Source organism: Arthrobacter sp. FW306-1B-G06A, from assembly GCF_058781765.1.
This window is the reverse complement of sequence record NZ_JBYSXB010000032.1, coordinates 25860-46999: the sequence shown is the minus strand read 5'-3', so window position 1 is coordinate 46999 and position 21140 is coordinate 25860. Positions and strand designations below refer to the sequence as shown.

20 protein-coding genes are annotated in these 21140 nt (G+C 64.9%); all 20 read right to left on the bottom strand.

What is annotated here, in order from left to right:
* Positions 1-109: 109 nt before the first annotated feature.
* The 20 genes from pyrF to rpsD all read right to left on the bottom strand — a co-directional run bounded on the left by pyrF (position 110) and on the right by rpsD (position 21123).
* Positions 110-991: an orotidine-5'-phosphate decarboxylase gene (gene pyrF, locus AC3WJM_RS16490; RefSeq protein ID WP_306959791.1), complete on the bottom strand. Its 882-nt coding sequence runs from the start codon at positions 989-991 to the stop codon at positions 110-112.
* Positions 984-4304, bottom strand: a complete 3321-nt coding sequence (gene carB / locus AC3WJM_RS16485) for a carbamoyl-phosphate synthase large subunit (protein ID WP_284989279.1) — start codon at positions 4302-4304, stop codon at positions 984-986. The genes pyrF and carB overlap by 8 nt, the downstream gene beginning before the upstream one ends.
* Positions 4304-5581: a glutamine-hydrolyzing carbamoyl-phosphate synthase small subunit gene (gene carA, locus AC3WJM_RS16480; protein ID WP_306959788.1), complete on the bottom strand. Its 1278-nt coding sequence runs from the start codon at positions 5579-5581 to the stop codon at positions 4304-4306. Before carA ends, carB begins: the two co-directional genes overlap by 1 nt.
* Positions 5562-6083 (bottom strand): PH-like domain-containing protein, encoded by a 522-nt coding sequence (locus AC3WJM_RS16475; RefSeq protein WP_492272405.1) that lies wholly within the window; start codon positions 6081-6083, stop codon positions 5562-5564. The genes carA and AC3WJM_RS16475 overlap by 20 nt, the downstream gene beginning before the upstream one ends.
* Entirely contained in the window at positions 6083-7441 is a 1359-nt protein-coding gene (locus AC3WJM_RS16470) for a dihydroorotase (protein WP_492272404.1), read from the bottom strand. Before AC3WJM_RS16470 ends, AC3WJM_RS16475 begins: the two co-directional genes overlap by 1 nt.
* Positions 7441-8454, bottom strand: a complete 1014-nt coding sequence (locus tag AC3WJM_RS16465) for an aspartate carbamoyltransferase catalytic subunit (protein WP_284989275.1) — start codon at positions 8452-8454, stop codon at positions 7441-7443. Before AC3WJM_RS16465 ends, AC3WJM_RS16470 begins: the two co-directional genes overlap by 1 nt.
* Positions 8451-9032 (bottom strand): bifunctional pyr operon transcriptional regulator/uracil phosphoribosyltransferase PyrR, encoded by a 582-nt coding sequence (gene pyrR / locus AC3WJM_RS16460; RefSeq protein ID WP_059389191.1) that lies wholly within the window; start codon positions 9030-9032, stop codon positions 8451-8453. Before pyrR ends, AC3WJM_RS16465 begins: the two co-directional genes overlap by 4 nt.
* Before the next feature lie 199 nt (positions 9033-9231).
* Positions 9232-9642: a transcription antitermination factor NusB gene (gene nusB / locus AC3WJM_RS16455; protein WP_059389192.1), complete on the bottom strand. Its 411-nt coding sequence runs from the start codon at positions 9640-9642 to the stop codon at positions 9232-9234.
* Complete coding sequence (efp, locus tag AC3WJM_RS16450; protein WP_028267136.1) at positions 9642-10205, bottom strand: elongation factor P; 564 nt, start codon at positions 10203-10205, stop codon at positions 9642-9644. The genes nusB and efp overlap by 1 nt, the downstream gene beginning before the upstream one ends.
* 168 nt (positions 10206-10373) lie before the next feature.
* Entirely contained in the window at positions 10374-10895 is a 522-nt protein-coding gene (locus tag AC3WJM_RS16445) for a tetratricopeptide repeat protein (RefSeq protein WP_492272403.1), read from the bottom strand.
* Positions 10892-11983, bottom strand: coding sequence for a 3-dehydroquinate synthase (gene aroB, locus AC3WJM_RS16440; protein ID WP_284989274.1), 1092 nt, complete (start codon positions 11981-11983; stop codon positions 10892-10894). Before aroB ends, AC3WJM_RS16445 begins: the two co-directional genes overlap by 4 nt.
* A complete protein-coding gene (locus tag AC3WJM_RS16435) occupies positions 11980-12546 on the bottom strand; it encodes a shikimate kinase (RefSeq protein WP_492272402.1) in 567 nt (188 codons plus the stop codon). The genes aroB and AC3WJM_RS16435 overlap by 4 nt, the downstream gene beginning before the upstream one ends.
* Positions 12546-13745, bottom strand: a complete 1200-nt coding sequence (gene aroC, locus AC3WJM_RS16430) for a chorismate synthase (RefSeq protein WP_059389196.1) — start codon at positions 13743-13745, stop codon at positions 12546-12548. The genes AC3WJM_RS16435 and aroC overlap by 1 nt, the downstream gene beginning before the upstream one ends.
* Positions 13746-13774: 29 nt before the next feature.
* Entirely contained in the window at positions 13775-14641 is an 867-nt protein-coding gene (locus tag AC3WJM_RS16425) for a shikimate dehydrogenase (protein ID WP_284989272.1), read from the bottom strand.
* Positions 14638-16320: an endolytic transglycosylase MltG gene (gene mltG, locus AC3WJM_RS16420; protein WP_307053989.1), complete on the bottom strand. Its 1683-nt coding sequence runs from the start codon at positions 16318-16320 to the stop codon at positions 14638-14640. The genes AC3WJM_RS16425 and mltG overlap by 4 nt, the downstream gene beginning before the upstream one ends.
* Positions 16320-16907, bottom strand: a complete 588-nt coding sequence (ruvX, locus tag AC3WJM_RS16415; RefSeq protein ID WP_307053988.1) for a Holliday junction resolvase RuvX — start codon at positions 16905-16907, stop codon at positions 16320-16322. The genes mltG and ruvX overlap by 1 nt, the downstream gene beginning before the upstream one ends.
* A 2-nt stretch (positions 16908-16909) precedes the next feature.
* On the bottom strand, positions 16910-19588 hold the full coding sequence (gene alaS, locus AC3WJM_RS16410) for an alanine--tRNA ligase (protein WP_492272401.1): 2679 nt from the start codon (positions 19586-19588) through the stop codon (positions 16910-16912).
* A 120-nt stretch (positions 19589-19708) separates the two neighbouring features.
* Positions 19709-19921: a hypothetical protein gene (locus AC3WJM_RS16405; RefSeq protein ID WP_059389200.1), complete on the bottom strand. Its 213-nt coding sequence runs from the start codon at positions 19919-19921 to the stop codon at positions 19709-19711.
* A gap of 58 nt (positions 19922-19979) precedes the next feature.
* The gene (locus AC3WJM_RS16400) at positions 19980-20354 is read right to left on the bottom strand and encodes a DUF948 domain-containing protein (RefSeq protein WP_059389201.1); all 375 of its coding nucleotides are present in this window, start codon (positions 20352-20354) and stop codon (positions 19980-19982) included.
* 148 nt (positions 20355-20502) lie between these two features.
* Entirely contained in the window at positions 20503-21123 is a 621-nt protein-coding gene (gene rpsD, locus AC3WJM_RS16395; RefSeq protein WP_028267147.1) for a 30S ribosomal protein S4, read from the bottom strand.
* Positions 21124-21140 lie beyond the last annotated feature (17 nt).

Sequence of the window (21140 nt, the reverse complement as noted above, 5' to 3'; positions counted from 1 at the left end):
TGACACATCCCCCTTTGGCCGGCATCGAGTGCGTAGCGGATTGGACTGATCCCGAAGCTATCGCGTGCCCAGTGCGGAGCGCAATGCATTGGACCGACGAAGATCAGGCTCAGGCTTCCAGCAAGCCGTCGCGGGTGGACTCGGTGGCGGATCGTAGTCCGGCAATCGTTGGACCAGCCGCCAGGATTCCGCGGCTCGACGTCCCGAGGACCGCCGGGTATGCCGCGCCGAAAGTGGCACGCAGATCCGCCGGCGTGGCTCCTTGCGCGCCCAGCCCGGGCGCAAGGATGGGCCCGTGGACGGCGTCGAGGTCCAGCCCGAGTTCCACGAGCGCCCTGCCGATCGTGGCACCCACCACGAGACCGACAGACCCCATGGCACCGGGATAACGGCGGTTCTCCTCGGCCGCGGCCTCGGCGATCCGCCGGGCCACCGATTCCGTACCGCCAACATGCTGCACGGACTTGCCCTCCGGGTTGGACGTCAGGGCGAGCACGAAAACACCACGGCCGGACTCCGCCGCGAGGTCGAGCGCCGGGCGCAGCGACTCGAAGCCGAGGTACGGGCTCAGCGTCACCGAGTCTGCTGCCAAGGCGGAGCCATCCCGTAGCCAGGCGTCGGCGTAGGCAGCCATCGTGGAGCCGATGTCTCCGCGCTTGGCGTCGGCGATGCTCAATACTCCGGCGTCCGATGCGGCCGCAAGGGTCCGTTCCAGGACCGCCATGCCTGCCGAGCCGTGACGCTCATAGAGTGCCACCTGCGGCTTGACCGCGGCAGCGAGCGTTGCCACGGCCTCCACGACGGTGAGCGAAAAGCGCTCCAGGCCGGCGACGTCGTCGTTCAATCCCCAGTCCGCCAAGAGCCCCGGGTGGGGGTCAATGCCGACGCACAAGGGGCCGCGGGCTGCCATTGCGGCAGCCAGGCGGGAACCGAAAGGTTCCCTTCCCGGCTGCGCAAGTGAACGCTGCCCGGCTGCGGCAGACTCAGGCATTGACGGCCTCGGCTGCCGCGGCCTGGGAAGCTGACAGTGCCGCTGCGTGCTCCTGCAGGCTCGTCACCGACCACTCGTAGGTGCGCAGTGCCTCGATGGCCTGCACGGCGGCGTTGAACTCGGCAACCGTAGTGATGCAGGGGATGCCGATGGACGTTGCGGCCGCCCGGAGTTCGTAGCCGTCGCTGCGGGCCTCGCCGCCGGAAGGCGTGTTGAAGACCATGTCGATTTCGCCGGCGATGATGAGGTCCGCGATGGTTCCTTCGCCTTCGGCGCTGCTGCCTTCGGCGACCTTGCGGACCGGGGTGGCCTGGATGCCGTTGCGGCGCAGGACATCCGCGGTGCCACCCGTCGAGACGATCTCGAAACCGAGATCGGACAGGCGCTTGACGCCCATGATCACCGATCGCTTGTCCCGGTTGGCCACAGAGACGAAGATCTTGCCTTCGGTGGGCAACGCGTTGTTGGCCGCGGCCTGGCTCTTGGCGAAAGCGGTGTCGAAGTGCTTGTCGATGCCCATGACCTCACCGGTGGAGCGCATTTCCGGGCCGAGCAGCGAGTCCACTACCTTGCCTTCCGGGGTCCTGAAGCGGCTGAACGGCAGCACGGCCTCCTTCACCGCGACAGGCGCGTCGAGCGGCAGGGTTGAACCGTCGCCCGTCTCCGGCAGCATCTTGTAGGCGCTGCGGAGCTGGTTGATGGTGACGCCGGTGCCGATCAGGGCCGCAGCTTTGGCCATTTGCACGCCCGTTGCCTTTGAGACGAACGGAACGGTGCGGGAAGCGCGCGGGTTGGCCTCGAGCACGTAGAGCACGTCTGAAGCCAGCGCGAACTGGATGTTGATGAGGCCACGGACGCCGACGCCTTCAGCGATGGCCCGGGTGGCCGTGCGGACGCGTTCGATCACGTTGCTGCCCAGGGTGATCGGGGGCAGGACGCACGCGGAGTCACCGGAGTGGATGCCGGCTTCCTCGATGTGCTCCATGATGCCGCCGAGGTACATGTCCGTGCCGTCGAAGAGCGCATCGACGTCGATTTCGACGGCGTCCTCGAGGAAGCGGTCGATCAGCACCGGGTGGTCCGGGGTGATTTCGGTGGCGTTGGCGATGTAGCGCGAGAGGTTGGCCTCGTCGTAGACGATCTCCATGCCGCGTCCGCCCAGCACGTAGGACGGACGGACGAGGACCGGGTAGCCGATTTCGTCGGCGATCTTCTTCGCGTCCTCGAAGGACACAGCGGTGCCGTTCTTCGGGGCGATCAGTCCGGCCTGGTCAAGCACGCGCGAGAACATGCCGCGGTGCTCGGCAAGGTCGATCGCTTCCGGGGAGGTACCCAGGATCGGCACGCCGGCGTCCGCCAGCTGCTGTGCGAGCTTGAGCGGGGTCTGTCCGCCGAGCTGCACGAACACGCCCATGACGCCGCCCGTGCGCTCCTCGGCCGCGATGACTTCGAGGACATCCTCGAGAGTCAACGGTTCGAAGTAGAGGCGCGTTGAGACGTCGTAGTCCGTGGAGACGGTTTCCGGGTTGCAGTTGACCATGACGGTCTCGTAACCGGCCTTGCGCAACGCCATGGAGGCGTGGACGCACGAGTAATCGAACTCGATGCCCTGGCCGATGCGGTTCGGTCCCGAACCCAGGATGATGACGGAAGGCTTGGAGTGCAGGCCGACCTCGTCCTCCTCGTCATATGACGAGTAGTGGTACGGGGTGTAGGCGGCAAATTCAGCGGCACAGGTGTCCACCGTCTTGTAGACCGGACGGATGCCCAGGGCCTGCCGGACGCCGCGGACAACGGCCTCCGGGTTGTGCGTCAGGGCGCCGATCTGCTCGTCCGAGAAACCGTGGCGCTTGGCGTTGCGGAGCATGTCTTCCGTCAGGGCGCCGGCCTTGCGGATCTCGTGGGACATTTCGTTGAGCAACTGCAGCTGGTCGAGGAACCACGGATCGATCTTGGTTGCGGCGTAGAGTTCCTCAACCGAGGCGCCGCCGAGCAGGGCGCGCTGGACCTGGTGGAGGCGGTCCGTCGTCGGGCGCTTGGACTTCTCGATGAGTTCCGGAACTTCCCATTCGGGAACGTGGCTGAAGTCCAGCTGCGAGCCCTTCTGCTCGAGGGAGCGAAGGGCCTTCTGCAGGGCTTCCGTGAAGTTGCGGCCCATGGCCATGGCTTCACCGACGGACTTCATGGTGGTGGTCAGCGTGTTGTCCGCGGCCGGGAACTTCTCGAACGCGAATCGCGGAACCTTGACGACGACGTAGTCGAGCGTCGGCTCGAACGATGCCGGAGTCTTCTGCGTGATGTCGTTGGGGATCTCGTCCAGGGTGTAGCCCAGGGAGAGCTTGGTGGCGATCTTGGCGATCGCGAAGCCGGTGGCCTTGGAAGCCAGCGCCGAGGATCGCGAAACCCGCGGGTTCATTTCGATGACGACGACGCGTCCTGTGTCCGGCTCAATGGCGAACTGGATGTTGCAGCCACCCGTGTCGACGCCGACTTCGCGGATGACGGCGATGGAGATGTCGCGCAGCCTCTGGTACTCGCGGTCCGTCAGGGTCAGGGCCGGGGCAACCGTGATGGAGTCGCCCGTGTGGACACCCACCGGATCGAAGTTCTCGATGGAGCAGACAACAACGACGTTGTCGTTCTTGTCGCGCATCATCTCCAGCTCGTACTCTTTCCAGCCGAGGATGCTCTCTTCGAGCAGGACCTCGGAGGTGGGGCTGTACTGCAGGCCCTGGCCCACGATGCGGCGCAGGTCGTCCTCGTTGTACGCCAGGCCCGAGCCCAGGCCGCCCATGGTGAAGGATGGGCGGACAACCATCGGGTAGCCGAGGTCTTCCGCCGCAGTCAGTGCTTCATCCATGGTGTGGATGATGTGGCTGCGCGCCGACTCGGCGCCGCAGCGTTCCACGACGCCCTTGAACTTTTCGCGGTCCTCGCCGAGTTCGATCGCGGCAATGTTGGCACCGATGAGTTCGACGTTGTACTTCTCGAGCACGCCGTTCTTGTCGAGCGCGATGGCCGTGTTGAGGGCCGTCTGTCCACCCAAGGTAGGCAGGACGGCGTCCGGGCGCTCCTTGGCGATGATCTTTTCCACTACCTCCGGGGTGATGGGCTCCACGTAGGTGGCATCGGCGAACTCGGGGTCCGTCATGATGGTGGCCGGGTTGGAGTTCACGAGGATGACGCGCAGGCCCTCCTCTTTGAGCACCCGCAGGGCCTGGGTTCCGGAGTAGTCGAATTCGGCCGCCTGGCCGATGACGATCGGGCCGGACCCGATAACGAGGACGCTCTTGAGATCTGTACGCTTTGGCATTACTTGGTGTCCTCGTTCTTCGCGGAGTTCGATGTCTGAGTGTCGGTGCCCTGTGCGGCGTCCTGGCCGTTCTTCGTGCTCTCCATCAGCTCGATGAAGCGGTCGAAGAGGTAGGCGGCGTCGTGCGGTCCGGCCGCGGCTTCGGGGTGGTACTGGACCGAGAAGGCCGGAATGTCGAGGCAGGCGAGTCCTTCGACGACGTCGTCGTTGAGGCTCACGTGGCTGACCTCGACCCGGCCGAAGCGCTCTTCCGGAGCCATGGTGGCACCGTCCATGGGAGCGTCGACGGCGAAGCCGTGGTTCTGCGAGGTGATTTCGACTTTGCCCGTGCGGCGGTCCATCACCGGCTGGTTGATTCCGCGGTGGCCGTACTTGAGCTTGTAGGTACCGAATCCGAGAGCGCGGCCCAGGATCTGGTTGCCGAAGCAGATTCCGAAGTACGGCAGCTTCTCATCGAGCACGGAGCGGAGCAGTTTCACCTGGGCATCCGCCGTGGCGGGGTCGCCGGGGCCATTGGACATGAAGAAGCCGTCAGGGTTGACTGCCTTGACGTCTTCCAGTGTTGCGGTGGCCGGCAGGACATGGACACGTACGCCGCGTTCGGCGAAGCGGACCGGGGTCATGGCCTTGATGCCAAGGTCGATCGCGGCGATGCTGAATTTCGGCTCGCCGTCCCAGCCATGGTCCGCGGGCTCGACGACGTATGCTTCGTCGATGCTCACTTCTTCGGCCAAGCGGGCACCTTCCATGGGTGCGCTGGCCAGGACGGTGTCCAGGAGCTCCTTGTCGGTGGCCTGGGCTGCCTCGCCGGAGAAGATTCCGGCCCGCATGGTCTTGTGCTCACGCAGGTGCCGGGTGATGGCGCGGGTGTCCACGGCCTGGATGCCGACGATGCCCTGTTCGACGAGCTCTGCGTCGAGGCTGCGCTCCGAGCGCCAGTTCGATGGGCGGCGCGCGGCGTCGCGGACCACGTAGCCGGCCACCCAGATGCGGCGGGACTCGGCGTCTTCTTTGTTCACACCGGTGTTCCCGATATGCGGAGCCGTCTGGACCACCAGTTGGCGGGCGTAGGAGGGGTCCGTAATGGTTTCCTGGTAGCCGGTCATACCGGTGGCGAAGACCGCCTCGCCCAGGGCCACGCCTGTGGCGCCGTAGCTGCGGCCGCGGAACGTGCGGCCGTCTTCGAGGACCAGCACTGCCGCGGAGGACTCTGCTGGGTTGGTATTGCCTGTCACTGCGTTGGTGTCCGTCACTTTGTTACTTTCCACTATCGGCATCTGCCTGGGGGGCTGCAGAGATCAATTCTTGAAGTGCTTCGAGGAGCGGTTGCTTGTCAGCGGCGCGCCTGGGCCTGAATCCGGTATCGAGTTCGTGTTCTCCAAGCATCCAGCTCAAGACCACGAGTCCATCCTTCTCCACGAACTTGCCTGCCATTCCGTTGGCGCTGCCGCAATCGGTCACCGCTTCCGCCGGAACGAACAATGGTGAGGTCCCCTTCCGGTCGAAGAGGATGCCTTCCGGATGGACGCTCATTTCCGCGTTGCCACGGAAGCCAAGCCCGTGGACGGCCACCCGGTCGAGCCAGTCTCCCGCCGTCGTCGTGGCCACATACTGCCCTTCAGCCACAATGCCTGCCGGGCCGAGCGGTTCAGGTACATCCGGAAGCTGCCCGAGGCCGGCCTGCCGCTTGAGCCTGCCGCGCCAACCTATCGCAATGAGTCCGGCCGCGACCGCGGCGAGAACCACAACGAGGAGCAGCGAAGCAATCTTGGTGTCCATCAGTTGCTGCCGGCGCCGGCCGGCTCCGCTTCGTAGCGGTACGGCGTGTTGAGCTTTCCGTCCAGCACGGTCGGGTGGCCCTTGAAGAAGGTGGCGACGACGGCGCCCGGCAGCTCTTTGCCCGCAAAGGGTGAGTTCCGGCCCATGGTCGCCATCTTATGCGGATCCACGGTCCACCGGGCAGCCGGATCCACGAGGATGACGTTCGCGGGCTCGCCGGCCTCGAGCGGACGTCCCTGATCCGCCACGCGGCCAATGGCCGCGGGAACCGTGGACGTGACCCGGGCGAAGTCGGCCCACGTCATGAGCCCCGTTTCGATCATGGTTTCCTGGACTACCGACAAAGCAGTCTCCAGTCCCGTCATGCCCATGGCCGCCTGGGCCCACTCGCACTCTTTGTGCTCGCTCGGGTGCGGGGCGTGGTCCGTGCCGACGACGTCGATGGTGCCGTCCGCGAGCCCGGCACGGAGCGCCTGGACATCCGCGTCGGTGCGCAGGGGCGGGTTGACTTTGTAGACGGGGTCGTAGCTGCGGACCAGTTCGTCGGTGAGCAGCAAGTGGTGGGGTGTGACCTCCGCGGTGACGTTGATCCCGCGTTCCTTGGCCCAACGGACGATCTCCACCGAGCCGGCCGTGGATACGTGGCAGACGTGGAGGCGCGAACCGACGTGCTGGGCCAGGAGGACGTCCCGGGCGATGATGCTTTCCTCGGCGACTGCCGGCCAACCGGCCAGGCCGAGGACCGCGGACACGGTGCCCTCGTTCATCTGGGCACCCGCGGTGAGGCGGGGTTCCTGCGCGTGCTGGGCTACGACGCCGTCGAACGCCTTGACGTACTCCAGGGCGCGGCGCATCAGCACGGGATCGTGGACGCAGATGCCGTCGTCGGAGAAGACCCGGACCTGCGCGCGGGAGTCCGCCATGGCGCCGAGTTCGGCGAGCTGCTCGCCGGCGAGCCCGACCGTAACGGCGCCCACCGGGCGGACGTCCACCCAACCGGAGGCGCGGCCCAGGCTGTGGACCTGCTCGACGACGCCGGCCGTGTCCGCCACCGGGTTGCTGTTGGCCATGGCGTGGACCGCGGTGTAGCCGCCAAGGGCCGCGGCGCGGGTACCCGTCTCCACGGTTTCCGCGTCTTCGCGGCCAGGTTCGCGCAAGTGCGTGTGGATGTCTACCATGCCTGGAAGCGCCACGAGGCCCGCGGCCTCGATCACGGTGGCACCGTCGGCGGTAAGGCCGGTGCCGCGCTCAGCGATGACGCCGTCGCGGATCAGCAGGTCCTCGGCGTCGCCACCCAGGATGGCCGCACCTCGGATCAAATAGGTACCCGTTGCTGTCCCTGTTGAGGTCTGGGTCATCAGTTGCTCTCCTTATCGGAACGGGCGGTGCCCGGCATGGGGGCGGCTTCACGGGAATCCCCCGAGAGCAGCAAGTACAGGGCGGCCATCCGGACCGACACGCCATTGCGGACCTGGGCCAGGACGGTGGAGCGCGGCGAATCGGCGGCGGCGGAAGAAATCTCCAGCCCGCGGTTCATGGGGCCGGGGTGCATGATGATGGTGTCCTTGAGCCCGAGGTCGTCGAGGGCGCGGAGGCGGGCATCGTCGAAGCCCCAGCGCCGCGAATACTCGCGGGTGGAAGGGAAGAAGGAAGCGTTCATGCGCTCACCTTGGACGCGCAGCATCATCATGGCGTCCACTCCGGCCTCGAGGGTCTCGTCGAGGTTGTAGCTGACCTTGCAAGGCCAGTGTTCGACGCCGATCGGCAGCAAAGTGGGCGGGGCCACCAGGGTTACTTCCGCACCAAGCGTGCGCAGGAGCCACACGTTGGAGCGGGCGACGCGGGAGTGCAGGACGTCGCCGGCGATGGCGACGCGCATGCCCGTGAGGTCGGCGCCTGTGGACGCCGAGCCGTGCAACGAGGACCAGTGGCGACGCATCGTGAAGGCGTCCAGGAGTGCCTGTGTGGGGTGTTCGTGGGTGCCGTCCCCGGCGTTGATGACGGCCGCGTCGATCCAGTCGGTGGCGGCCAGGCGGTGCGGAGCTCCGGAGGCCCAGTGGCGGATGACTACCGCATCGGCCCCCATGGCTGCGAGGGTCTGCGCGGTGTCCTTGAGGGACTCGCCCTTCGAAACCGAGGATCCCTTGGCCGCGAAGTTGATGACGTCGGCGGACAGCCGCTTCGCCGCGGCCTCGAAGGAAATGCGGGTGCGGGTGGAGTCCTCGAAGAAGAGGTTGACCACGGTGCGCCCGCGCAGGGCGGGCAGCTTCTTGACCTCCCTGTCCCCCACTGCGGCCATCTCTTCGGCGGTGTCCAGGATCCGGATGGCGTTCTCGGCACTCAGGTTCTCGGTGGAGAGCAGGTGTTTCATGCGCCCGCCTCGATCACTACTTCATTGATGGGCTGGCCATCAACGGAATCGAGTTCCTCGAGGTGGACCCGGACCTTTTCCGAAGAAGACGTGGGCAGGTTCTTGCCGACGTGGTCCGCGCGGATCGGCAGTTCTCGGTGCCCGCGGTCCACGAGGACGGCAAGGCGGACGATGCGTGGCCTGCCGAGGTCGATGATGGCGTCAAGGGCTGCCCGGATGGTGCGGCCCGAGTACAGGACGTCATCGATGAGGACAACAACCTTGTTGTCGATGCCGGACAACGGCAGCTTGGTGGGGTATGGAGGCCTGGCGGGCTGGTGCGAAAGATCGTCACGGAACATGGTGACGTCCAGCTGACCGACAATCGCGGAAGCGTTGACGGACGGATCCGCGGCGGCGATTTTCTCTGCCAGCCGCACTGCCAGCGGATAACCGCGGCGCGGGATGCCCAAAAGAACCAGGTCCTGGGAGCCTTTGTTGGCTTCGAGGATCTCGTGGGCGATACGAGTGAGCGCACGATCGATATCCGCGTGGTTGAGAACAACCCGGGACGGCACCGGCGCAGTGACTTCAGTCATCGCTCGTCTCCCCTTTCCCCGCCTCACGGGACGGAATTAAAAAAGGAACATTTGCTCTTCAAAATTACCACAGGGCTCAGGCCTGCCGGACGCGCCCGGGGCCAGGGCGCTGCGTTTTAGCTCACAGTTGCGGGTACGACGAAGGGCCGGTGCCCGCGGTTTCCCGTGGCTCCGGCCCTTCGTCTGCTTCCAATGCCGCTTATGCGAGCAGTGAAGGCTTCAGCGTCTGCAGGCGGCCGAGGAGGCCGTTGATGAACGCAGGAGATTCGTCGGTGGACATGACCTTGGCCAGGGCTACCGCTTCGCTGACTGCTACGCCGTCAGGCACGTCGTCGTTGTAGAGGAGTTCCCAGGCGCCGATCCGCAGGATGATGCGGTCTACCGCCGGCATCCGCTCCAAGGTCCAGCCCTGGGCGTAGGTCTGCAGGAACTCGTCGATGGTGGGCTGCATGGCAACCACGCCTTCCACGATGTCCACCGTGTACGGGTTGACGACGAGGTCGGTCATTTCCCGGCGGGCCTTCAAGACCTCGAAAGCGGAGGCGGAACGCTGCTCCGCCTCGAACAGTACTTCGAGGGCCCTGTTACGGGCCTTACCACGGGCGCTCACTAGTCGTTGACCCGGCCCAGGTAGCTGCCGTCGCGGGTGTCGACCTTGACCTTGGTGTTGTTCTCAACGAAGAGGGGCACCTGGATCTCGTAGCCGGTCTCGAGGGTAGCCGGCTTCGTTCCGGCCGAGGAGCGGTCGCCCTGCAGGCCCGGCTCGGTGTAGGTGATTTCGAGGACAACGCTCGGGGGCAGTTCGATGTAGAGCGGGGTGCCCTCGTGGATGGCGATGTTGACCATCTGGTTTTCCAGCATGAAGTTGGTGGCGTCGCCTACCGTGGCACCGGAAACCGTGATCTGGTCGAAGTCCTGGGTGTCCATGAACACGAAGTCCGCGCCGTCCTGGTACAGGTACTGGTAGTCGCGGCGGTCAACCGTGGCGGTTTCGATCTTGAGGCCGGCGTTGAAGGTCTTGTCGACCACTTTGCCCGACATGACGTTGCGCATCTTCGTGCGCACGAACGCGCCGCCCTTGCCCGGCTTGACGTGCTGGAACTCAATGATGTTCCAGAGCTGGCCCTCGAGCTTCAGCACGGTTCCATTCTTGATGTCATTTGTGGTTGCCACTAGTATCCTCTGGTTTCTCTCACTGGTGCTAGCTACTGCTTTAGCTACTGGTTTAGCTTCCAGCCGACTATGCCAAGCAGGCATGCCGTGACGGCCGCCAGCGCGTATTTATCAAAAATCCAAAGTCCATTCTACCGGCAAAATGCGCCGAGCCTGGCCGCGCCCGTGTCAGGAGGCGAACTCGAGGACGTTCCGGGCGCGCTGCAGGGCCACAGCAGAGGAGTAGATCAGCGAAGCGTCGGCCGCCAAGGCGACCCGCAGGTCCAAGGCCTTGGTAAACGATTCTGCAGCGGCGACGTGATTGCCGGCCACAAAATAGGCCCGCCCCAAATATTGGTGGACGACAGGTTCCTTGGCGGTGCCGTGGACTTCGCCCAGGAGTTGGCGGAAGAGCTCCACGGCCCGGTCAAAGCGGTTGGTGGTACGGTGCAGTTCGGCCTCGAAGATCCGCAATTTGAACGACTCGGGATCGTTGTAGCGCGCCTCGGCCAACAACTCGGCGGCTTCACCCGGGTGGCCTTCGAGCATGAGGGCCATGATGCGGTCGGCCGGATCGCTCGACTCGGCCAGTGCGGACTGCATGGCTTCCTCGTTGACGATGGCCGGCAGGAGGGTGTCAGGGTTGGTGCGCACCCCGGGGAATCCGCCCGTGGGCCAATCGCTGATGCTGCTGAAGGTCTCGGTGGTCATGATGCGATCTCCTGGTAGGCAGCGAAGAGCAACGAGGTGTCCGGGACGTCAAGGATTCCGGGCTTTGCGACGCCGTCGAGCACCACGAAGCGCAAGAGGTCTCCGCGGGATTTCTTGTCACGGCGCATGCCGTCCAGCAGGCCCTGCCAGCGGTCCCGGCGGTAGGTGACCGGCAACCCGAGTCCCTCCAGGATGGTGCGGTGCCTGTCGGCGTCGACGTCGGAAAGCCGGCCGACGCTGCGGGCGAGCTCGGCGGCAAACATCATGCCGACCGAAACCGCTGCGCCGTGGCGCCACGAGTAGCGTTCCACGAGTTCGATCGCATGGCCAAGGGTGTGCCCGTAGTTGAGGATTTCACGCAGGCCGGATTCCTTGAGGTCTTCGGAAACCACCTTCGCTTTGACCGCGATGGCGCGTTCGATGAGCTCGCGGAGCACCGCCGAGCCTGGATCGGTGACTTCCTCCGGCTTGTTTTCGACGAGTTCCAGGATGGCGGGATCGGCAATGAATCCGCACTTGATGACCTCCGCCATTCCGGAGATCAACTCGTTCTTGGGCAGCGTCTGGAGAGTGTCCAGGTCCGCGAGGACAGCCGCGGGCGGATGGAAGGAACCTACCAGGTTCTTGCCTTCGGCCGTGTTGATGCCGGTCTTGCCGCCAACCGATGCGTCCACCATACCGAGGAGGCTCGTGGGCATGTGGATGACCTTGACGCCGCGCAGCCACGTTGCGGCGACGAATCCGGCGAGGTCGGTGACCGCGCCGCCGCCGACCGCCACGATGGCGTCGGAGCGGGTGAAGTCGTTCTGGCCAAGCACTTGCCAGCAGAAGGCGGCAACCTGGATGTGCTTGCCTTCTTCGGCGTCGGGGATCTCGGCTGTGAGGGCCGTGAACCCGGCAGCCTCGAGTTCGGCGCGGACCGTATCGCCCGTGAGGCGCAGGGCACGAGGGTGGATCACGAGAACCCGCCGGACCCGCTCGCCCAGCTTCGCGGGAAGGGTCTCCAGGAGGCCGCGCCCGACAACGACGTCATAGTTCTCGTTGGCGGACTGGCCAGTGACCTTGATGACAGTTGCTTCGTTGCTCACTTTTGCACTTCCTCTTTCAAGGCCGCGTATTCACGCAGTCTTTCCTCCACGTGGAGGGCGATTTCCGCCACTGTCCCGGACCGGACGTCGACGATGATGTCTGCAAGGCGTTCATAGACTGGACGCCGGGCGGCAAAAAGGGTCTCCCAGCGGGCCATGGCGTCGCCGGCCAGGAGTGGCCGGCCTGTGTTGCGGGCAATGCGCTCGGCGACAGTCTCGGCGTCGCACTCAAGGTAGATCACGGTGCAGTCGCCCAGCAGCTGCTGCGTGCCCGAATCGAGCACTGCGCCGCCACCCAGCGAGACTACGGCACGGTTGATGTTCGCAGCGTCGACGGCGCGTGCCACCGTCCTGGCCTCGATCTCCCGGAATGCGTGTTCTCCGCGACCGGCGAAAATATCCGCAATCGTGCCGTGTTGCTCAACGATGACGGCGTCCGTGTCCACGAAGGGCACGCCCAATTGTTGGGCGAGTTGCTGGCCGATGACCGACTTGCCGACGGCCATTGGCCCAACCAAAACGATCGCGCGCCCATAACCGGCGCCCGGGTTACCGCGGACCACTAGTGGCCGACCGAGTCCAGGGTTGCCGGGATGCTGTCCAGGTAACCCCGAAGGTTCCGGGCGGTCTCAGCGACCGAGTCACCGCCGAACTTCTCGGCAACGGCCTCGGCCAACACCAGGGCAACCATGGCCTCGGCCACGACACCCGCCGCCGGAACGGCACAGACGTCGGAGCGCTGGTGGTGCGCCTTGGCGGCCTCACCGGTGCTCACGTCAATGGTCTTCAACGCACGAGGGACGGTGGCGATGGGCTTCATGGCGGCACGGACACGCAGGACTTCGCCGATGCTCATTCCGCCTTCGATGCCACCGGCCCGGTTGGTCTTGCGGACGATCCGGCCGGTCTCGTCCTTGACGATTTCATCGTGCGCGGCGGAGCCACGGCGGGCCGCTGTCAGGAAGCCATCGCCGACTTCGACGCCCTTGATTGCCTGGATGCCCATCAGGGCAGCGGCCAGGCGGGAGTCGAGGCGACGGTCCCAGTGCACGTAGCTTCCGAGCCCCGGCGGAAGGCCGTAGGCCAGGACTTCGACAACACCGCCGAGGGTTTCGCCTTCCTTGTGTGCTGCGTCGACCTCGGCCACCATGGCGTCGGAGGTCTCCCGGTCGAAACAACGCAGAGGATCGGCGTCGAGGGCCAGGACGTCGGACGGCACGGGCAGGGGGCGGCCCTCGGGCACGGTCACGCTCGCGATGGATACGGTGTGGCTCACGAGCTCGATGCCAAGCTGCTTCAGGAATTGCGAAGCGACGGTACCCAAGGCGACACGCGTGGCGGTCTCGCGGGCGCTGGCGCGTTCCAACACAGGGCGGGCCTCAGGGAATCCGTACTTCTGCATGCCTGTGAAGTCCGCATGGCCGGGCCTCGGACGTGTCAACGGCGCATTGCGGGCTTGGTCCGCGAGGACTGCGGGGTCCACCGGGTCGGCAGACATGATCTGCTCCCATTTGGGCCATTCGGTGTTGCCGATCTGGATCGCGACGGGGCCACCCTGCGTCACACCGTGCCTGACGCCGCCAAGGATGGTCACTTCGTCCTGCTCGAACTTCATCCGGGCGCCGCGGCCATAGCCGAGACGGCGACGCGCCAAGGCGTCACGTATTTCCTCGCTGGTGAGTTCAACACCGGCGGGGACGCCTTCAACAATTCCGAGCAGTGCCGGGCCATGGGATTCACCGGCAGTCAACCAACGCAACATATATCCAATCCTGCCATGTAAGGCCCCTACTAGACCCGCCGGGGAAGCCCGACTGAGTCACACATCACATCTATGACATCGGCGGTGACGTCGGCTCCTGAAAACAAACGGATTTGCTCCACGGCCTGATAGAGCAACATCTCGAGGCCCGGAACCACCACTCCGCCCCGCGAACGCCATGCTTCGGCAATACGGCTGGGCCAAGGATCGTAGGCCACATCGAGCAGCACACCTGTGCCGACGTCGGGAAGCGTGCCGTCGGGAAGCTGCCCAAGCTGCGCCGCAATTCCGTCCGCCGCCCGCGGCGGAAGCGTGGAGATCACCAGATCCGCTCCTGCCATGCCAACAGCCGCTTCGGTCATCGGCCGGAGGTGGATGGAAAGCCCGACGGCGGCTGCCGCGGCTTTCGCCTCGGCGGCCCGTCCGGCGTCGCGCACAAAGACGTCAACGTGTTTCGAACCGAGCTCCCGGAGCGCCGCAATAGCCGCTGCCGAGGTCCCTCCGCCGCCAAGGACCGCCGAGCCCGGCTGCTCCTTGACTCCTGCATTCCTGACGGCGTCGACTATGCCCGCCACATCCGTGTTGTGGCCGACCCGCCGCACGCCGTACTCAGTCGCTTCGAAAGCCACCGTGTTGATGACGCCCAAGTACGCACCGGCCCCCCGGACCTCGTCGACTTCGTCCACCATGGCGGTCTTGAGGGGCATGGTGACGGACAAACCGCACCAGTCATCCCCGTCCACGAGGCCCGCCATGAAGGCCGGGAGCCGCTCCACCGTTACATCGATCGCCGAGTATTCGATGTCGAGCCCGAGCTTCGCGTAGGCCGCTCGGTGGAGCGCTGGTGACTTCGAGTGGCTGATGGGGTGCCCCAGGACGGCAGCACGTCTACTCACACGCACCGTCCGGCGTTGGCAGCACACCAGGCGTTGTATTGGTCAACGTACTTGAGGTGTTCCGCCAGGGTGCTGGAGAACTTGGTTTCCTTGGTGTCGAGATTGATCGTCACCCAGTAAAGGTAGTTGTTGGCTGTCGGCTTGGCGGCGGCATCGATCGCCGTCTTGCCGGGTGAACCGATGGGGCCGACCGGCAGGCCCACGTTGGCGTAGGTGTTGTAGGGGTTGCCCTTGTCGGCCTTCTGGGCGTCGGTCAGGTGGAAGGTCTTGGTACCCAGGCCGTACGTAACGGTGGCGTCGGACTGGATGAGCCCGTTCGTCTCGGTGTTGCCCGGTTTGAGCCTGTTGTAAATGGCGCCGGCCACGTTGCCGTAATCGGCCTGCCCGCCTTCAGCCTGCACGATGCTGGCTACCGTGATGGTCTGGTACTGCTTGGCGGGATCCGTGACACCCTGGGCCTTGAGCTCGTCGGTAGTGGCCGTGACCAGCTTCTGGAGGATGTCCTTGGCAGAGGTTCCAACGGGGAAACGGTACTCCCCCGGTGCCAGGAAGCCTTCCAGGTTCTTTGCCTGGGCAGGGACGCCAAACTGGGCCGGCGAGTCGCTGAGCGCCTTCAATTCGGAGAGAGGTATGCCCGAACCCTTGGAGATCGCGTCAAGGGATTCACCGATGCGCAATCCGGCACTCAATGCGAAGTACATGACCTTGGAAGAATCCTTGCCGAGGAGCACATTCACCGCATCGGAGTTCTTCATTTCCGTTTTGAAAGTGAAATCACCGGGTGAGAGCTCACCACCGGCGGCAGTGAAGGCTGCCACGAAAGAATCGGCGTCGGCAATGACGTGCTGGCTCTGGAGGTTGCTCGCGACCAGCTTGGGGCCGGAGCCCGGGGCAACAGTAATGGTGACCGAGCCGGTGCCCGGGCCTGGGTAGTCGCTGACCTTGTCCATCCCGAGCAATGGCTTCAGGAACTGTGCACCAACGGCAACCGCTGCGACGAACACCGTGAGGGTGAGCAGGAGCGCGACAAGCCGACGGCGCCTGCGGACCTTCTTCGAGGGGACCTTCGGCGCAGGAGTCGCAGCTGCCATGAGGTCGTGCGCACCGTGCTCCTCGTGGACCCCGTAGTCGAACTGGGGGTCGTGGTGCGCATAACCTTCGTCATGGGCCTGCAGGTCGTGAAACTCGTCATCGTGTGCAACGTCGTAGCTGTGAACAGCGTCGTGCTCGACGACATCGGGGTGGAGAGTATCGTGCCTGACGTCGTCGGGGTGCGCCACGTCGTAGTGCTCGACCTCTGGCTGCACTGTGTCGTCGATGGGGTGCACGGCGTCAACGGGCTGCAGGGGAACTTCAGGCTGCGCCGGGTCAGGGTGCTCCTGCAGGTCCTCTTGGGACCGGACTGCTTCTCCATGGTTACCGTCGCCATGGATACCGTCGTCGTGGAGGTCAGCGGCGTGCGTGGTCGCTTCCGGGGCCGCCGGCGCATAGTCCGGGACGTATGCAGGCTGCGGTTTCGGGACTGCGACAGGTTCAAAGTGGACAGGCACAGGTGGTGGCAACACCTCCTGGTTCTGCGTCTCCAGGAATCGTTCCCTGGCACGGATTTCACGACGCGTCAGAGGCCGGGTACGGTCTTCTGCTGCGTCGTTGGAGGGGTCGTTGTTGACCGGGCTCACTATTGTCTTCCCCTCGTTGGAGAGTGTGGATCAATGCCGGAGGCCGGCAGCGGCGCACTGGCACCGTCAATGTGTTGGGGTGGCATCGGCGCCTGCACGCGCCTGCCCACATCCGCACCTCTGGCTTTTTGCATGTCGATCGCGTGCTGCAGAATTCCGGCAGCGGCAACCTGATCCACCACTTTACGATGATCCTTGCTGCTCATGCCAGCTTCATGGAGATTGCGGTGGGCCGTCACAGTACTGAGCCTCTCGTCCACCATGTTGACTGGAACATCGAGTCCACGGCGCTGCAAGTGGGCTGCCAGCAAGTCCGCGTAGTCCGTGGCCATGGCCGCAGAAGCGTGTTCTTCGCCCTTCATCGTCCGCGGCAGGCCGACGAAGATCTGGACTACGCCGAGCTCCTCGGCCTGCCGGACAATGACCCCGATATCGGAATTCTTCTTGGCGTCCCGGCTTACCGTCTTGAACGGCGTGGCCAGGATCCCGTCCGGGTCGCAGATGGCGACTCCCACACGGACGGTCCCGACGTCTACCCCCAGTTTGATGCCCCGGGGGTAGTCGTCGTTGCTCGCAATGGCCTCCAAAATCAGCGCTTGGCGATCGCGTCCACAACGGCCGCAAGGGCCGGTGCGATCTTCGCGGCGTCGGTTCCGCCGCCTTGGGCGACGTCGTCCTTGCCGCCACCGCCGCCACCGAGGATTCCTGCGGCCACGCGGACAAGGGCGCCTGCCTTGACGCCTGCTTCACGCGCTGCCTCGTTGGTGGCGATGATGATGACCGGACGATCGTTGCTGACACCGGCCACGGCAACCGTGGAAGCTTCGGAGCCGAGCCGGTTTCGCAGGTCCATGGCGAGGCTGCGGAGGTCGTCCGCTCCCCCGACTTGGCCGGCGTCGTGCGCCACTACCCGGACGCCTGCGGCATCCTGGGCCGTGGCAACGAGGTTCGCAGCGGCTGCGGTCAGCTGTTCCTTGCGGAGGCGGTCGAGTTCCTTTTCCGTTGCCTTGAGCTTGGCCAAGGTGCTGGAGATCCGGTCCGCCAACTGGCCCGACGGGACCTTGAGCATCTCCGTAAGCTCGGTGACCAAGGCTCGCTCAGCTGCGAGGTGCCGGAAGGCGTCGAGGCCGACGAAGGCTTCCACGCGGCGGTTTCCCGAACCCACGGATTGCTCGCCGAGCAGCGACAGGCTCCCGATGAGGGAGGTGTTGGCCACATGGGTGCCACCGCAAAGCTCACGGGACCACGCGCCGTCGATCTCCACAACCCGGACTTCGCTGCCGTAGTTTTCGCCGAAGAGGGCCATGGCGCCCAGGGCCTTTGCCTCGGCGAGGCCCATCACCTTGGTGTCCACCCGGAAGTTATTGCGGATGGCGATGTTCGAGACCTCTTCGATCTCGGACTTCGTGGCTGCGCTCAATCCCTCGCCCCAGGCGAAGTCGAAGCGCAGGTAACCGGCCTTGTTGAAAGAGCCACGCTGGGTGGCTTCCGGGCCGAGGATCTGGTGCAGGGCGGCGTGCACGATGTGGGTGCCCGTGTGGGCCTGCTCGGCGGCGTGGCGGCGTTCGCGGTCGACGGCGGCACGCACCAAAGCGTCCGAGGCGATCTCGCCTTCGCGGACGATAGCCTTGTGGACGCTCAGGCCCTTCACGGGGCGCTGGACGTCGAGGACCTCGACGACGAAGCCGTCACCGGTGATGAGGCCCTTGTCGGCCGACTGGCCACCCGCCTCTGCGTAAAACGGGGTCTCGTTGAGCACGAGCTCGATTTCGTCGCCCGTGGAGGCGTGGGCAACACGCCGGCCCGAGCTCACGATGCCGCGGACCCGGGCCTCGCCTTCCAGTTCGGTGTAGCCGGTGAAGACCGTCTCGCCCTCGGCCAGGAGCTCCTGGAAGGCCGAGACGTCGGCGTGTCCACCCTTCTTGGCCTTGGCATCCGCCTGGGCGCGCTGGCGCTGCTCCAGCATGAGGCTGCGGAATTCGGCTTCGTCAACCTTCAAGCCGGCCTCCTCGGCCATTTCGAGGGTGAGGTCGATCGGGAATCCGTAGGTGTCGTGAAGGGCGAAGGCATCCTCGCCGGACAGCGGCTTTCCGGCGGCCTTGGAGAGCACCACGGCTTCCTCGAGGCGCGCGGTGCCGGAGGCGATGGTGCGCAGGAAGGCTTTTTCTTCGGCGTAGGCGATGCGGCTGATGCGATCGAAGTCGGTCTCCACCACGGGGTAGACACCCTTCATGGCGTCGCGGGAAGCCGGGAGCAATTGCGGCAGGCAGGCTTCTTCGACCCCGAGGAGGCGCATCGCACGGACGGCACGGCGGATCAGCCGGCGCAGTACGTAGCCGCGGCCTTCGTTGGACGGGGACACGCCGTCGGAAATGAGCATGAGGGCCGAACGGATGTGGTCGGCGACGACGCGCATCCGGACGTCGTCCGTGTGGTGCGGGTCGTCAGCGGACTCGGCAGAGGTGTATTCCTTGCCGGAAAGGGCTGCGGCCTTGTCGATGACGGGACGGACCTGGTCCGTTTCGTACATGTTTTCGACGCCCTGCAGGATCATCGCGAGGCGTTCCATGCCGAGGCCGGTATCGATGTTCTTCTTGGGCAGTTCGCCAACGATGTCGAAGTCCACCTTCGAGCGGACGTTCTCGATCTGGTACTGCATGAACACGAGGTTCCAGATTTCGACATAGCGGTTTTCGTCCGCGATGGGACCGCCTTCGGCGCCATAGGCCGGGCCGCGGTCATAGTAGATTTCCGAGCACGGGCCGGCAGGACCAGGCTGCCCGGTGGACCAGTAGTTGTCGGCCTTCCCCATCCTCTGGATGCGCGAGGCAGGGATGCCGGTGTTCTTCAGCCACAAGTCCTGGGCTTCGTCGTCTTCCTCGTAGACGGTCACCCAGAGGCGCTCGACGTCGAGTCCGTAACCGCCGTCGTCGACGCTCTTGGTGAGCAACTCGAAGGCGAACTTGATGGCGTCTTCCTTGAAGTAGTCCCCGAAGGAAAAGTTTCCGCACATCTGGAAGAACGTGCCGTGGCGGGCGGTCTTGCCCACTTCCTCGATGTCGCCGGTGCGGATGCACTTCTGGACGCTCGTGGCGCGGTCGAAGGGCGGCTCCTCGCGGGCGGTGAGGTAGGGAATGAAGGGAACCATGCCGGCCACAGTGAAGAGCAGGGAAGGGTCGCTGGATACGAGCGATGCTGAGGCGACGGCTGTGTGGCCCTTGCTGACAAAAAAGTCCACCCAGCGTTTGGTGATCTCCTGCGACTTCATTAGCTGATTACTTACCCTTCTCAATTCACTGCACATGAGTTTGTGCGCGGTTCTGGCATGCGCCATTGCCGCAGCTTCTAATTCTGCCCTGTTGACGGCCGCTTGGGCGAACCGCGGCTGCTAACGGCTGCCGGCGTCGGACTCTACGATGCCAAGCGCGGCCCTGAGGTCGACTTCGCGTTCATTCATTCCGGCGCGCACGGCGTCGGCGAAGTCGTACACGCCGTCGGCCAGCCGCGCAACGGCACGGTTCAGGCCTTCGGGGCCAATGGCGGCCTGTGCTTGGGTGATCTTGCGGAAGGCGATGACTCCGATTGCCATGCCGATCCCCATCCAGACAATTCTTTTCACAGTTTTCCTGACATACGAAGGTCGTGACTTACGAACGGATTCAGCGGCTGCGGCGGCCACTGCCCGGTTTGCGGCGGGCGGCAAAAGCCGAGCGCACTCCATAGCTGAACGCTGCCACCTTGATGAGCGGCGAACCGACTGTTGCGGCCACCAGCGAGGACAAGGCAGAGATGTTGGCGGAGGCGTCGGAAACGTTGGAGGTGATGCCATCCACCTTTTTCAGCTGCTGGTTGGTGGTGGAAACCGTCGCCGTGACCTCGTCCATCAGGGGGGTCGCTCCGTCGCTCAAGGAACGGATGGAGGTGCGGACCTCATCGAAGACCCGCCCGAGTTTGAGGATCGGCACGGCCAACAGGACTACAAGGAGCGCGAAAACTCCGGCTGCGATCAGGCCTGCAATATCGCCACCAGTCATGGATACTCATCTCCTAGCATTTGTTGCTTTGCCGCTGGTTCGCCATGTGGTTCTACACAGGCACCCCGGCATGGCTTCCCCAAGTACCTTACATACAAAGAAGCCCGCGGCGCGTGCCACGGGCTTCTTTGTATGTGCTTGCTGGGAATTAGCGAGCGTAGAATTCGACCACGAGCTGCTCTTCGCAGGTCACGGGGACCTCGGAGCGCTTCGGGCGACGAACCAGGCGTGCCTGGAGGGCGTCGATCTTGACGTCCAGGTATGCCGGAACGACGTTCAGGACGTGTGCGCCGGCAGCTGCAACCTGGAACGGAGCCATGACTTCGCTACGGCTGTGAACGTGGATGAGCTGGCCTTCCGCAACGCGGAACGACGGGCGGTCCACGCGGATGCCGTCAACGAGGATGTGGCGGTGCACAACCAGCTGGCGGGCCTGGGCGATGGTGCGGGCGAAGCCGGCACGCAGCACGAGGGCGTCGAGACGCATTTCGAGCAGTTCGATCAGGTTTTCACCGGTCAGGCCCTTGGTGCGACGTGCTTCTTCGAAGGCACGGGTCATCTGGGCTTCGCGGATGCCGTACTGGGCGCGCAGACGCTGCTTTTCGCGCAGACGTACGGCGTAGTCAGAGTCCTGCTTCTTGCGGGCACGGCCATGCTCACCGGGACCGTACGGACGGCGCTCCATGTACTTGGCGGCCTTGGGAGTCAGAGCGATGCCGAGTGCACGCGAAAGGCGTGCGGTACGGCGAGCACGAGTGTTGTTAGCCACTTGTGTCCTTCCAATAT